Origin of the sequence: Aeromicrobium marinum DSM 15272, assembly GCF_000160775.2 — a bacterium.
Classification (GTDB): domain Bacteria; phylum Actinomycetota; class Actinomycetes; order Propionibacteriales; family Nocardioidaceae; genus Aeromicrobium; species Aeromicrobium marinum.
The window spans coordinates 1,768,892-1,782,894 of record NZ_CM001024.1; the positions used below are offsets into that span (position 1 = coordinate 1,768,892).

Genomic DNA, 14,003 nt, shown 5'->3' on the forward strand with positions numbered 1-14,003 from the left:
TTCGCGCGGGGGGGTCAGGCGGTGAGGGTGACGTGGGCGATCGCGTAGTCCGCGTCGTGGGAGAGCGAGACGTGCACCGTGTGGTCCGCCAGGTGGGTCGCCACCTTCCCGTGGAGCCGGATGGCCGGCCGGTTCCAGGCGTCGGTGACGACCTCGACGAGGTGGTGCACGAACTCGTCCGTGACCGGGGGTCGGCCGTGGATCGATGCCGACCAGGCCTTGATGACGGCCTCCTTCGCCGCCCACCGGGCCGCGAGATGACGCTCCGGACCCGACGGGCGATCCCGCGCGTCACCCCGCTCCCCCGGGGTGAACGCGCGGTCGAACCGGCTGCCGGCCACCGCCAGCTGCTCGGCAAACGACGGCACGTGGACGAGGTCGACGCCGACTCCGACGACCGTCACCGGCAGGCCGGTCCCGCGTAGACGCCGTCGTCACCCAGCCGGGCCTGCGGGTCGAGCAGCAGGGCCGCCTCCCGCGTCCGCACCTGCGCCTGACCCTCTCCGAGTCGGCGGTCGGCGGGCCGCTCGAACATCGGGTCACCGCCGTACATCGACCGCACCAGACGCAACCGGCCGTCGACGAGGCGGGCCTCGGCGCGCTCGAGGTACCCCTCGCGCTCGTCGGCCGGCAGCGTCGCGACGAACGCCGCGGGGTGCGCCAGGACGATCAGGCCGGCCACGTGACCGAACCCCAGGCTGGTCACGATGCCCGCCCGGATCGCGCCCAGATCGAACGGACGGCGCAGCCACACGAGGTGCTCGTGCTCGGCGAGCACGTCGTCGACGCAGTCCAGGCTCCGGTTCGGCGGCACCAGTCCGGTCCGCATGACCTGGCACAGCCCGATCAGCTGGAAGGCGGCCGCGCCACCCTTCGCGTGTCCCGTCAACGACTTCTGCGAGACCACGAACAGCGGATTGCCCCGCGACCGTCCCAGCGCCGCCGCGAGCCGCTCGTGGAGCTCGGACTCGTTCGGGTCGTTGGCGGCCGTCGAGGTGTCGTGCTTCGACACCACGGCGATGTCGTCGTGGGTCAGGCCCAGACGGTCCAGCGCCCGGCCGAGCGGCGACGTGTGGCCGCCGAGACCGGCCGCCAGCGCACCGATGCCCGGCGCAGGGATCGAGGTGTGGACGCCGTCGCCGAACGACCCCGCGTAGGCCACGACGGCGTGGACCGGGAGGCCCGCGCGGAGTGCGACGTCGCCCCGGGCCAGCAGGATCGTGCCGCCGCCCTGGCTCTCGACGAACCCGCCCCGGCGGCGGTCGTTGGCGCGGCTGAGGTGCCGGTCGTCGATGCCCTTGGCCCGCATGGCCTCGGTGTCGGCGGTGGCCGACATGTCGGCGAAGCCCACGATGCCCTCGGCACTGAGGTCGTCGAAACCGCCGGCGACCACGACGTCGGCCTTGCCGAGCCGGATCTTGTCGACCCCCTCCTCCACCGAGACGGCGGTCGTCGCGCAGGCCGCCACCGGGTGGACCATCGCCCCGTAGGACCCCACGTAGGACTGCACCACGTGCGCGGCGATGACGTTCGGCAGGGCCTCCTGCAGGATGTCGTTGGCCTTGGCCTCCCCGAGCAACGTGTCGAGGTACAGCGACTGCATCGAGCTCATCCCGCCCATGCCCGTGCCCTGGCTGTTGGCGACCAGCGCCGGGTGGACCCACCGCATCAGCTCGGCAGGGGTGAACCCGCTCGACAGGAAGGCGTCGACCGTGCACACCAGGTTCCACAGCGCCACCCGGTCGACGGACTCGACCATCTCGGCCGGGACGCCCCACACGGTGGGGTCGAACCCGGTCGGGATCTGCCCACCCACCGTGCGGGTCAGCTGGGTGCGGCGCGGCACACGGATCTCGGTGCCGGCGGCACGGGTCACCTGCCACTCGCCGGCCGGGTCGGCCGGGTCGAGCGGGGCGATGACCGTCCGCTCGGGGTCGGCCGACCGCATGGCGTCGGCCTCGGCCCGTGCGGACACGGTGAAGGTCAGGTCGTTCTCGAGGTAGACGCTCGCCAGCAACGGAATGCTGTGGTCGCGGACCGTGCCGTCGTCACCGAACGGCCGCACCCCGCAGGACTGGACGACCCGGTCGTGGAACCGCTCGTGCAGGTCCTCCTCTGCCACGGTCTCGTCGGTCGCCGTGTCCAGCCAACCGCCGTTCTCCCACCGGACGAGTCCGGTCGTCCAGGCCAGCTCCAGCACGCCGGCCGCCGACAGCTCGGCCGAGACCTCGGCCTCGAAGCGGGTGCGGGCGGAGCCGTAGGGTCCCAGCTCGCCGGTACCGATGACGACCACCAGGTCCTCGGGTCGTGCGTCGATGGACGCCCAGTCGACCGGCACCGAACGAACCGGCGCGGCCGGCGACGGCGCGAGTGCGGCGATCGTGGCCACCTCGCCGTCGCGGTCGTCCTCGACCGGCGCCTCCACGCCGGCCGCCAGGGCCTTGAGGTCGACGTCGGCGCCCATCAGCCCCCCGGTGAGGTCGACGGTGACCGGGGCGTCAGCCGCCGCGGCGCGGACCTCGTCGGTCACGGCGGCGAGCAGCTCGCCGGCCATCTCGTCGGTCGACCAGGTCCGGATGCCGGCGGCCTCGACCGCCTGCACGAGCGGGTCGTTGCCCCCCATCAGACCCGTGCCACGCACCCACCCGATGAGGGCGTGCACCAAGGTGACGCGGTCGGCCCAGCGCGGTTCGACCCGCCACTTCGCGACCACCGCGTCGAGCGCTGCCTTGGCCTCGCCGTACGCACCGTCACCACCGAAGGTGCCGCGGTTCGGGGAGCCGGGGAGCACCACGTGCAGGCGTGCGGCGAGGTCGTGGTCGCGTCCCGAGACGGCGAACCGTCCGATCATCCGCTCCACGGACCACACCAGCAGCCTCAGGTCGGTCTCGGACCGGCTGCCCGCATCGGTCAGGTCGCCCGAGACGCGTCCCGCCGCGAAGGGGAACAGCAGCGTCGGGGTCAAGGCCTCCTTGACGACCGTCGACACCCCGCCCGCGGTGGAGACCTGCTCGGCGGTGATCCAATCGGTCACCGCGTCGACGTCGCCGAACGACGCGAGATTCGCCGGCACCAGCCACAGCCGGGCACCACCGGCCGCGCGCGCCCGGTACAGCTCGGTGAAGAACCTCAGCCGCGAGGCCGAGAGGGACGAGGACGTCGCGACGACGGTCGCGCCGCCGGCCAGCAGCCCGCCCACGAGATCGGCCGCGATCGAACCGGGACTCGCGCCGGTGACCACGGCCACGTCGGCGGCGAACGGTCCGGGACGGTCGTCGGCGGCGTCCGCGGCGATGCTCCGCAGGTGTCCGGCGGTCGCCTCGTCGGCCGCGAGGGCGGCCCAGTGGTCCGCCTGCCGGGCGACGACGTCACCGGTGCCGGTGAAGCATCCGTCGACCGTCTCGCCGCGCGCCACCCGCGCGACGTCCTCGCGGGCGCTGGCCCACCGGTCGTCGAGCAGCACGGCCCGCCGGTCGTCGAAGGCCGGCTGCACCCGCTGGGCCCAGTCACTGCCCAGCTCTGCCTCGACCAGCGCCACCAGACGGGTCTGCTCGTCGTCCCCGACCTGCTCCACGACGGCCGGGTTCAGTCCGAGCTTGTCGAGGATCACGCGGGCCGCCGAGGCCAGGGCCCCGTCCGGACCGGCGATGTGGGCCGTGAGCTCCTCGAGCGCCGCCACGTCGACCGTGCCGCCCTCTCCGCCCCCTGAGGACGGCAGGGCCACCGCGACACCGTGAGCCGCACCCACCTCGGTCACCGCGGCGTCGATGGCGGCGTCGACATCGGCGGCCGAGGCGACCGTGGCACCCCCCAGGTCGCCCCCTCGCACGCTGGCGCCCTCGCGGGTGCCCAGCGCGAGTGCGGCCAGGACGTGGCTCGCCCACCCGGGGCCGAGCTGCCAGACGGTCCCGACCCGCTCGGTGACGGCCTGCTGCTTGCGGCCGGTGGGGCCGAGCACCTTCTTGAGGTGGTCGCCGAGCGCCGCGGTGAGGACGGGCCCGAACGGTCGATAGCCGCGCGCGAGCGAACCGACCTGGTCGGCCAGCGCTGCCATGTCGGCCTCTGCGGCACCGTCGATCGCGCCGAGCGCCAGCTCGCCGCCCAGGTCGACGAGCAGCTGGTTGCGGCGCGACGACGCGCCGTCGCACAGCGACTCGATGGTGTCCGCAGCCCCGACCTGGTCGGGGCGCATCTTGGTCCACCACGCGATCAGCACGCGGGTCGCGTCGGCCGCCCCGAAGGGGAGGTCGTCGGGGCGCGGGGCGTCGGGAGCGGCCGTGGTGACGGCCGTGGCGGGCGCCGCGTCCACGGGAGCAGCCGGGCCGGCCGGCGCCGTGACGTCGTCGTCCTCTTCGGGGTCGGAGTCGGTCGCGAACACCACGAGGGCGTCCCGCTCGATGTTGAGCACCTGCACCGGCCCACCGCGGCGGCCCGGGAGCTTCAGGGTCGAGCTGGCCAGGTTCGCGACGGTCGGCGACTGGCCGACCCCGATCTCGACGAACCGCTCGACCCCCAGACCCCCTTCGGCGACGGTGGTGAACAGCTGGTCCTGGGTCTCGATCCACCGCACCGGGCTGGCGAACTGCCAGGCCAGCAGCTCGATGAGCACCGTGCGACAGAGCTCACCGGGCCGATCCGCCCACGCGCTCCAGTCGGCCAGTACCTCCTGCAGGGGCGCCGAGTCGACCAGGTCGACGACGTCCTGCACGAAGGTCCGCTCCAGGCTGAAGGGGCGGGGCACCAGGTTCGGCACGTACCGGCCGATCAGGACGGTCGGGTCGATCGTCGCGGGCAGCAGCTCCTGCAGCCGCTCGCGGAAGTCGCCCACCCCTCCGTGCAGCACCCGTGAGTGGAACGGCACGTCGATGCCCGGCACGTAGATGAACGCACCCTTGCCACCGAACCGCTCCCGGCGTTCGGCGACATCGGCCTCGAGGGCCTTCAGCCCCCGGATCGAGCCGGCGAGGGCGTACTGGGAGTCGCGCAGGTTGTGGTTGACGATCTGCAGGAACTCTCCGGTGCGTGCGGCGATCCCGTCGACGTAGTCGGTGACGGTGGCGTCGTCGAGCCCGATCTGGGACGGGCGGATGGCCGCCAGGCGGTAGTCGCTGCGTCCCTGCTCGTCCCGTTCGACGAGCGTGTGCATGACCGAGCCGCGCTGGAACACCACCTCGACGACCGCCTCGAGCGGGATGACCCCCGACACGGCCGCGAGCGCGTTGTACTCGCCCACCGAGTGACCGGCGAGGACGGCACCCTCGACGAAGGCCCCCGCCTCGCGCAGCTCGGCCATCTGCGCCGACCCGAGCACGGCCATGGCGACCTGCGTGAACTGGGTCAGAAACAGCACGCCGTCGGGGTGGCGGTGGGTGGTGCCCTGCGCCACGATCGTCGTCGGGTTGTCGCGCACCACGGTGAGGATGGAGAAGCCCAGAGCGGTCCGCGTGTGGGCGTCCGCGCGGTCCCAGACCTCGCGAGCGGCCTTCGACCGCTGGTACCCGGCCATGCCCATCCCGGCGTGCTGGATGCCCTGGCCGGGGAAGGCGTAGGCCGTGCGCGGCGGCGTGACCCGACCGCTGGCCGACATCACGAGGTCGCCGTCGCTGCGTGCTGTGACCTCGACGACCTCGGCCCCGGCGTCCAGACCCACGCGGTCGACCCGCAGATCGACCGTCGCGCCCGGGCGCAACGGCGCGAGGAAGCGGGTGGTCCACCCCTGCAGCGGACGACCGACCGCCTGCTGGGCCACAGCCGACAGCCACATGCCGTGCACGATCGGATCGCCCAGCCCGGCCAGCCGGGCGGCCGCATCGCTGGTGTGGATCGGGTTGTGGTCACCGGTCACGGCGGCGAACGCCCGCAGGTCGACCGGTGCACGGACCTGTTCCACCGCGCGGGTGCGCCGCGGGGTCGCGACGACGTCACCGAGCACGCCGCCCGCGCGCTCGGGATCGGCGAGGGTCGCCGCGCCGGTACGGCCCCGCAGGGCGAAACGCTCGACGAGGGTGGCGACGGGACGGGTGCCGTCGGTCACGGCCACCTCGATCTTCACGACGCGTCCGACCTCGGTGTCCTCGACGCCGACCAGCGCCGCGTCGACGGCGAGGTCGGTGGACCCCATCGGCAGATCTCCGGTCAGCGAGATGGTGTGGTCCAGGTGCACCAGATCGAGCATCCCCTCGATGACCGGGTGTCCGTCCGACGTGCGGGCATCGCCGAGGACCGCGAAGACGGCGGGCCACACCGGTCCCACGAGCGCATCGGGGGCGACGGGGCCGGGAACACGTCCGGTCGTGACGCCCGCGTGGTCGGCCGCCAGGTCGGCGGACCAGGTCGCGACGAGGTGCGCGCGCCCGTCCTCGGTGCCCGGCAGGTCCCCTCCTGCGGCGCCGGCGAGCAGCACCTGCATGGCGCGGACCGCCGCGTCGGTGGTCACCACCGGGGCGGCACCGACAGCGGTCGAGGGCGGGACGGTGAGGTCGATCTCGACCGTGCGACGGTCGTCGACCGGCACGGAGAGCCTCGCGGCACCGGGACCGGTCGTCAGCACCGACCCGGTGGCAGGATGCTCGGCCCGGTCGGACTCGACCACGACCCAGTCGTCGCCCAGTCGTCGCACGGGGCTCACCACCGTGCGCCCGGCCCACACGACGTCGTGCGCCGCCAGCGTCACGGCGAGCACGTCACCGGTGCCGCCGACACGGCGCAGTCCGGCCACGGCGGCCGGGGACCGACCGGCGGCGAGAAGTCCGTCGATCGTCGTGTCCTCGAACCGGCGCAGCAGGTCGGCGACCGGCTCGTCGACGACGGTGATGCCCGCGACCGCGACCGGCCCCGGGATGACGCAGACGGCGTCGGCGGGGTAGCGCGCGTCGTGCGCCTGCCAGAGCGAGTCCGAGCGCCACCAGCGCCGCACGTCGCCGTCCAGGACCGGCACGAAGGTCACCGGCTTGCCGGGCATGCGGCAGACGTCGACGAAGAACGACACCTCGGCGGGGTGCAGCCGGACGTCCGCGGCCTCGGGCCGCGCGTCCAGCAGCCGGGCGATCGACGCGTCGACGTCGTCGACGTCCTCGGGCCCGGCGAAGGCGGTGGCGACCGGCCCGTGGTCGAGGCGGTCGAGGCGTGCCTCGGCCCGGTGGACCAGCCGCAGGAAACGGGAGCGGAAGGAGGCGTCGATCCAGGTGCGCCGACCGTCGGCAGCGACGACCGTCGTGAGGTCGGCGAAGCGGGAGAGCCAGGCGGCGTAGGTCATCTGCTCGATGTCCCCGAAGAACGGCTTGGCCGTGCGGTCGAGGGCGGCGACGATCTCGTCACGGCGCTCGCGCACCGCATCGGCGTCACCGGCGACCTCGTCCAGCAGCCGACCGGTGCGCGACGCCGCGTTGTCGATCTCGTGGATGTCGGCACCGAGCTGGCTGCGACCCGATGCCATGCCCCGCGACGCGGTGCCGGCCCCGACCCATCCCCCGGTCCCGGGGGTGTCGACCAGCAGCTGCTTGACCGCCGGCGAGGTGGTCGCCTCGGCCGTGGCCATCGCGGCCGTGCCGACGAGCACGCCGTCGACCGGCATGACCGGCTGGTCGTGCGCGAGCGCCCACTCCCCGGTGAGGTACGACGCGGCGACCTGGGGGGTCCCGATGCCACCGCCGACGCAGACCACGACATTGCGCCGGGCCCGGAGGTCGGCGTACGTCGTGATCAGCAGGTCGTCGAGGTCCTCCCACGAGTGGTGTCCGCCGGCCTTGCCGCCCTCGATCTGCACGATCACCGGCACGGGCGCCACGGCTGCCGCGATGTCGAGGACCTGACGGATCTGTCGTACCGTCCCGGGCTTGAACACCACGTGCTCGATGCCGGCGTCACGCAGCTCGGCGACCAGGGCGACGGCCTCGTCGAGCTCCGGCACGCCAGCGGTGACGACGAGACCGTCGATCGGCGCGCCGGCCGCCCGCGCACGCTGCACGAGGCGCTTCTGCCCGACCTGGAGCTTCCACAGGTAGGGGTCGAGGAAGAGCGAGTTGAACTGGTAGGAGCGGCCGGGCTCGATCAGCCGGTCGAGCTCGGCCACCCGGTCGGCGAAGACCTCCTCGGTCACCTGACCGCCGCCGGCGAGCTCGGCCCAGAAGCCGGCGTTGGCCGCCGCGGCGACGATCGCGGCGTCGACGGTCGTGGGAGTCATGCCGGCCAGCAGGACCGGGGGGCGTCCGGTGAGCCGGCTGAAGGCGGTCTCCAGGCGCACCGACCCGTCGGGAAGGGTGACCACCGTCGGGGCGTGCGCCGACCACGGCGTCGGCCGCGACGGAGCGGCGCCCGGAGCGGTGAGGGCACGGACCCCGGCGCGGGTGGTGACCGCGACGCAGCCGGTGCCGCGGGTGCGGGCCTCGCGGTCGCAGAGCTGGGTCGCGAGCGGGCCGGGACCCAGGTCCAGGATCCAGTGGGGCCCGGCGTCCAGCACCCGGGTCAGGTCCGCCACCCAGTCGACCGGCGCGACGACCGCCTCGGTGACCAGTCGCCGGGCGTCGAGCGTGAACCCGCACCGGTCGGCCCACTGCCCCACCAGCTCGGCCACCTCGGCCAGCTCGGGGTGGTGGAAGGCGGCCTGGACGCCGATCTCGTCGAACACCGGCGCGAACGGCGCGCCGCCGGTGACCTTGCGGTCGCGCTGGTCCTTCTCGTCGGCGGCGACCTGCTCGAGGCGGGCCCGCACGTGGGCGAGACCGTCGACCGGGCCCGAGAGGACCACCTGCCGACGACCGTTGCGCAGGTGGTTGACCACGCGCGTGGAGGCAGGGAGGCCGTCGAGGACCTCGTCGATCCGGTCGGCACGCACCCCGGCGACGCCCAGCATGGTCGGTCCGAGCAGACCGCGGCGGCGCGCGACCAGGGTCGTCGCGACACCGGTGAGACGGGCCACGGCCAGCAGGGACACCGGGTCGCCGCCCCTCAGCAGCTCCTCCGCGAACCGCCCCTGGGAGTGCCCGGCCACGGCGACCGGGGGCACCTCGAGGGGGTCGAGGCCGAGTCCGGCCAGCGCCCGCACCGCCGCCACCTGGCTCAGCAGGATCCCGGGGACCGAGGCTCCCGGGGCGGCCAGCCGCTCGGCCGACGGGACCTCCGGCGCGTCGTCGTCTTCGGCCGACTCCCCCACGGCGATCGCGTCGACCCAGGCCAGGGGGGCGAAGTCGACCCCGGCGCCGACCAGCTCGGCGGCCACCGGGGCGAGTCGGGCGTCGACCTCGTCGACCAGTCGCCGCAGCTCGCCCCCGAGGCCGTGGTCGCGCACCAGGTCGGCCAGGGGCTCGAGCCAGTCGGCGCCCTGTCCTCCCAGGACCACGGCGTACGGCGCCCCGGCACGGATCCGGTCGACCAGGGTGGTCCGGTCGTCCGTCCGGGCGGACCCGGGAGGGCCGTCGATCGGGTGGTGGGCGGAGCTGACAGGCGCGTCGATCGTCGTCACAGAAGAACCCCTCGTGGTCGGTGTTCTTCCATCATGCCCAGAACATGAGGAGTTCCTCAAGTTTTACCTGAGGAACTCCTCATGTTTTTGGCGATAGATGCGTCACACGCCTCCGGCGAGCAACAGACCACCGTCCACCGAGATCGTCTGTCCGGTGACCCAGGCGGCGTCCTCGGAGAGCAGGAAGGCCACGACGCTGCCGATGTCCTCGGGCTCGCCGAGCCGCTTGAGCGGGTACGGGGCCGAGACCTCCTCCTCGCGTCCCTCGTAGAGAGCGGACGCGAACTTCGTCTTGACCACGGCCGGGGCGACGGCGTTGACCCGGATCGACGGACCGAGCTCGACCGCGAGCTCCTCGGTGACGTGGATCAGGGCCGCCTTCGAGGCGCCGTACATGCCGATGTTCGGCGCCGGGCGAAGACCCGCGACCGACGCGATGTTGACGATCGCTCCCCCGTGCTCGGCCAGACGGGCACGATGGACCTTCTGCGCCCACGCGACCGCCGCCACGACGTTGACGGCGAAGATCTTCGCCGCCGCCTCGAGGTCCATCTCGATCATCGGACCGTACGTCGGGTTGACGCCGGTGTTGTTGACCAGGAAGTCGAGACCGCCGAACCGGTCGAGCGCCGTCGCGACGACCTCGTCCTGGTGGTCGCCGTCGTCGGCGGCCCCCGCCACCCAGGCCACCCGGTCGGGGTCACCGAGCGAGGCAGCGGCCTCGGTCAGCGCCGGCGGCTTGCGCGCCGTGATGACGACGTTGGCGCCGTCGTCCACGAGTCGCTGCGCCACCGCGAGACCGATGCCCCGACTGGCTCCGGTGACGATCGCCGTGCGGCCGTCGAAACGTCCCATCGTGATCAGCCCGTCCCGTTCAGCTCAGCCGCTCGATGACCATGGCCATGCCCTGGCCGCCACCGACGCACATCGACTCGACACCGAACTGCTTGTCGTGCCAGGTCAGGGAGTTGATCAGCGTGCTCGTGATGCGCGCGCCGGTCATGCCGAACGGGTGGCCGATGGCGATCGCACCGCCGTTGACGTTCAGCTTGTCGACGTCGATGCCCAGCGCCTGCGCCGACCCGAGCGCCTGCACCGCGAACGCCTCGTTGATCTCGAACAGGTCGATGTCACCGATGCCGAGCCCGGCGTGCTTGAGCGCGGCCGGGATGGCCTCGACCGGGCCGAGGCCCATGATCTCCGGCGACAGGCCGGTGACGGCGGTCGACACGATGCGTGCGAGCGGCGTCAGGCCGAGCTCCTTGGCCTTGACGTCGCTCATCACGACGAGCGCTGCAGCGCCGTCGTTGAGCGGGCACGCGTTGCCGGCCGTGATCGTGCCGTCGGGGCGGAAGACCGGCTTCAGCTGGCTGATGGCCTCGTAGGTGGTCCCGGCGCGGGGGCCGTCGTCGGTCGAGACGACGGTGCCGTCGGGCAGGGTGACCGGCGTGATGTCCTTCGCCCAGAAGCCGTTGGCGATCGCGGCCTCGGCGAGGTTCTGCGAGCGGACACCGAAGTGGTCCTGCTCCTCGCGGCTCATGCCGATGTGCTGCTGCACGTTCTCGGCGGTCTGACCCATCGCGATGTAGACGTCGGGGAGCTGGTCGTCCTCCCGCGGGTCGTGCCACCGCTCGGCCCCGCCCTCGGCGCGGCCGGCGGTCCTGGCGACGGCGTCGGCGAACAGCGGGTTCTGCGCGTCGGGCAGGTCGGCCATGCCGTTGCCGAAGCGACTCACGGTCTCGACACCGGCGGAGATGAACGCATCGCCCTCGCCCGCCTTGATCGCGTGGAACGCCATCCGGGTGGTCTGCAGGCTCGACGAGCAGTAGCGGTTGACGGTGACGCCGGGCAGGTGGTCCATGCCGGCCTGCACCGCAACGATGCGGCCGAGGTTGTTGCCACCCTCACCGGCCGGCTGGCCGATGCCCAGCATCAGGTCGGTGATGTCGCGGGGGTCGAGGCCCGGCACCTTGGCGAGGGCCGCCTGGACCATCTGGACGGCCAGGTCGTCAGGACGCATGTCCTTGAGCGATCCCTTGAAGGCCCGGCCGATCGGCGAACGGGCGGTGGAGACGATGACTGCTTCGGGCATGGTGTTCCTCTCGTGGATGGTGCGGTCTCAGAATCCGAGGTCGCGACCGATGAGTTCCTTCATGATCTCGTTGGAGCCGGCCCAGATCCGCGTGACCCGGGCATCGCGCCACGCGCGGGCGACGCGGTACTCGTTCATGAACCCGTACCCGCCGTGCAGCTGCACGCAGTGGTCGAGCACGTCGTTCTGGATGTCCGACGACCACCACTTGACCTTGGCGGCGTCGATCGCGGTGAGGCGACCCGCGGTGTGGGCGACCACGGCGGCGTCGACGTAGGCCTCGGCGGCCTCGATCTTGGTGACCAGCTCGGCCAGGAGGAACTTGTTGTGCTGGAAGGCGCCGATCGGCTGACCGAAGGCGTGCCGGTCCTTGGTGTACTGGATGGTCTCGGCGAGGATCTGCTTGGCGTGCGCGACGTTGGAGATCGCGCAGCTGAGCCGCTCCTGCGGGAGCCGCTCCATCATGTAGATGAAGCCGCGGTCGACCTCGCCGAGGACCCGGTCGTCGCCGAGCCGGACGTTCTCGAAGAACAGCTCGGCGGTGTCGGACTCGGTCTGCCCGACCTTGTCGAGCTTGCGACCGCGGCTGAAGCCCTCGTCGGTCGCCTCGATGCCGAACAGCGTGATGCCCTTGGCGCCCTTCTCGGGCGAGGTGCGCACGGCCGTCACGATCAGGTCGGCGGAGAAGCCGTTGGTGATGAAGGTCTTCGAGCCGTTGATCACCCACTGGTCACCGTCGCGGACGGCGGTGGTCTTGAGCGCCGCCAGGTCCGATCCGCCCCCGGGCTCGGTCATGCCGATCGCCAGCAGGATCTCACCCGTCGCGACGCCGGGCAGCCAGCGCTTCTTCTGCTCCTCGGTGCCCAGGTCCACCAGGTACGGCGCCGTGATGTCGGAGTGGATGCCGACGCACGAGGCGAGCGCGGCACTGACCTTGCTCAGCTCCTCGGCGAGCACGGCGTTGAACCGGAAGTCACCCGCCTCCGCCCCGCCGAACTCCTCGGGGACCTCCAGCGACAGCAGTCCCAGGTCGCCGGCCTGGCGCCAGAAGTCGCGCGGCAGCGACTTGTCCTCGATGTACGACTCGAGGTGCGGGGCCACCTTCTTGGCCAGGAAGGCCGCACAGGTGTCGCGGAAGGACTCGTGGTCGTCGGTGTAGGCGGTGCGGTCCATGGACGGCCTCTCGGGTGCAGGTGGGGCGCCCGGGGCGTCCCGAGCTACTAAGCGCTTGCTTAGGATGCCACCCCTGCGTCATGCTGTCCACCGAGGAGGCCACGCCATGACGACGACTGCACCGGCACGCGAGCGGCTGCTCACCGCAGCCGTCGAGGCCTTCGCCGAGCACGGATTCGGCGCCACGACGACGCGCGACATCGCCTCACGCGCCGGCATGAGCCCCGCGGCGGTGTACGTGCACCACGCCACGAAGGAGCAGCTGCTGTTCGCGGTGTCGGTGCAGGGCCACGAGCAGGCCTTGACGGTGATCGAGGCGGCCGACGCCGCCGGCACCGATCCGGTCGACCGGGTCCGCAGGATGGTGCATGCCTTCAGCCACTGGCACGCCGAGCACAGTCGGGTGGGGCGGGTCGTGCAGTACGAGTTCGGCGCCCTGACCCCTGAGCACCGCGCCGTCGTCGCCCGGCTGCGACGTGGCATCGAGCGCTGCATGCGCAACGCCCTCGCCGACGGCGTCGACGAGGGCGTGCTGGAGGTCGGTGACGTCAAGGGAGCGGCACGCGCGGTGCTGTCCCTCAGCATCGACCTCGTGCGGTGGTTCGAGCCGGGGGGAACCCGCACCGCCGCAGACCTGGCGGACCTGCATGCCGACCTCGCCGTCCGCATGGTGCGACCGACGAGGCCGGCTGGCCCGTCCGGCCGGTGATCAGGCCTGCAGGACTGCCTGGGCGTTGATCGAGATGCTGATCTTGTCGCCGATCATGGCCTTGTCCGCACCGGCGACCGGGATGTTGAAGTCGATGCCGAACTCCTTGCGGCTGATCTGACCGGTGGCCTCCACGCCGATGCGGGTGCCGCCCCACGGGTCGCCGCCCTGACCGAGGAACTCGACCGCGAGCTCCAGCGGCTTGGTGACGTCCTTGATCGTCAGGTCGCCCGCGACGACGAAGTCGGTGTCGCTCTTCTGGGTCACGCCCGTGGTGGTGAAGACCATCTTCGGGTGGGTCTCGACGTCGAAGAAGTCACCGGACCGCAGGTGGTTGTCGCGGTCGGCGGTGCCGGTGTTGATCGAGCTGAGGTCGACCGTGACCGAGACGGTCGAGGCGGTGACGTCGTCGGCCGTGACGAGGGTGCCCTCGACGGTCTCGAACGTTCCGCGGACCTTGCTCATCAGGTGGCGGACGGTGAAGCCGACCTCGGTGTGGGTGGGGTCGATGGTCCAGGTGCCGGCGGTGACAGCGGTGGCGGTGGTGCTCATGGGATCTCCTGAGGACG

7 protein-coding genes are annotated in these 14,003 nt (G+C 72.5%); 1 reads left to right on the forward strand and 6 read right to left on the reverse strand.

Annotated elements, in window-relative coordinates; genetic code table 11:
- Positions 1–14 precede the first annotated feature (14 nt).
- From acpS to HMPREF0063_RS09030, 5 genes are all read right to left on the reverse strand, one after another.
- Positions 15–404 carry a holo-ACP synthase AcpS gene (acpS, locus tag HMPREF0063_RS09010; protein WP_007078356.1) on the reverse strand — a complete coding sequence of 130 codons (390 nt, stop codon included), beginning with the start codon at positions 402–404 and terminating at the stop codon, positions 15–17.
- Complete coding sequence (locus HMPREF0063_RS09015; protein ID WP_007078357.1) at positions 401–9,460, reverse strand: type I polyketide synthase; 9,060 nt, start codon at positions 9,458–9,460, stop codon at positions 401–403. The genes acpS and HMPREF0063_RS09015 overlap by 4 nt, the downstream gene beginning before the upstream one ends.
- A 102-nt stretch (positions 9,461–9,562) precedes the next feature.
- Positions 9,563–10,315, reverse strand: a complete 753-nt coding sequence (locus tag HMPREF0063_RS09020) for an SDR family oxidoreductase (RefSeq protein WP_007078358.1) — start codon at positions 10,313–10,315, stop codon at positions 9,563–9,565.
- A gap of 19 nt (positions 10,316–10,334) precedes the next feature.
- Complete coding sequence (locus HMPREF0063_RS09025) at positions 10,335–11,552, reverse strand: acetyl-CoA C-acetyltransferase (protein WP_007078359.1); 1,218 nt, start codon at positions 11,550–11,552, stop codon at positions 10,335–10,337.
- Between the two features lie 27 nt (positions 11,553–11,579).
- Positions 11,580–12,725: an acyl-CoA dehydrogenase family protein gene (locus HMPREF0063_RS09030; RefSeq protein WP_007078360.1), complete on the reverse strand. Its 1,146-nt coding sequence runs from the start codon at positions 12,723–12,725 to the stop codon at positions 11,580–11,582.
- 106 nt (positions 12,726–12,831) lie between these two features.
- On the opposite strand from HMPREF0063_RS09030, the gene HMPREF0063_RS09035 reads away from it, so the two are divergent.
- Positions 12,832–13,434, forward strand: a complete 603-nt coding sequence (locus HMPREF0063_RS09035; protein WP_007078361.1) for a TetR/AcrR family transcriptional regulator — start codon at positions 12,832–12,834, stop codon at positions 13,432–13,434.
- On the opposite strand, the gene HMPREF0063_RS09040 is transcribed toward HMPREF0063_RS09035, so the two are convergent.
- A complete protein-coding gene (locus HMPREF0063_RS09040) occupies positions 13,435–13,986 on the reverse strand; it encodes a YceI family protein (RefSeq protein WP_007078362.1) in 552 nt (183 codons plus the stop codon).
- Between the last annotated feature and the right edge of the window lie 17 nt (positions 13,987–14,003).

Excerpts from the sequence above, each read along its gene's own strand:
- HMPREF0063_RS09035 (WP_007078361.1), top strand. The coding sequence starts at position 12,832 with ATGACGACGACTGCACCGGCACGCGAGCGGCTGCTCACCGCAGCCGTC.
- HMPREF0063_RS09030 (WP_007078360.1), bottom strand. The coding sequence starts at position 12,725 with ATGGACCGCACCGCCTACACCGACGACCACGAGTCCTTCCGCGACACC.
- HMPREF0063_RS09025 (WP_007078359.1), bottom strand. The coding sequence starts at position 11,552 with ATGCCCGAAGCAGTCATCGTCTCCACCGCCCGTTCGCCGATCGGCCGG.
- HMPREF0063_RS09020 (WP_007078358.1), bottom strand. The coding sequence starts at position 10,315 with ATGGGACGTTTCGACGGCCGCACGGCGATCGTCACCGGAGCCAGTCGG.
- HMPREF0063_RS09040 (WP_007078362.1), bottom strand. The coding sequence starts at position 13,986 with ATGAGCACCACCGCCACCGCTGTCACCGCCGGCACCTGGACCATCGAC.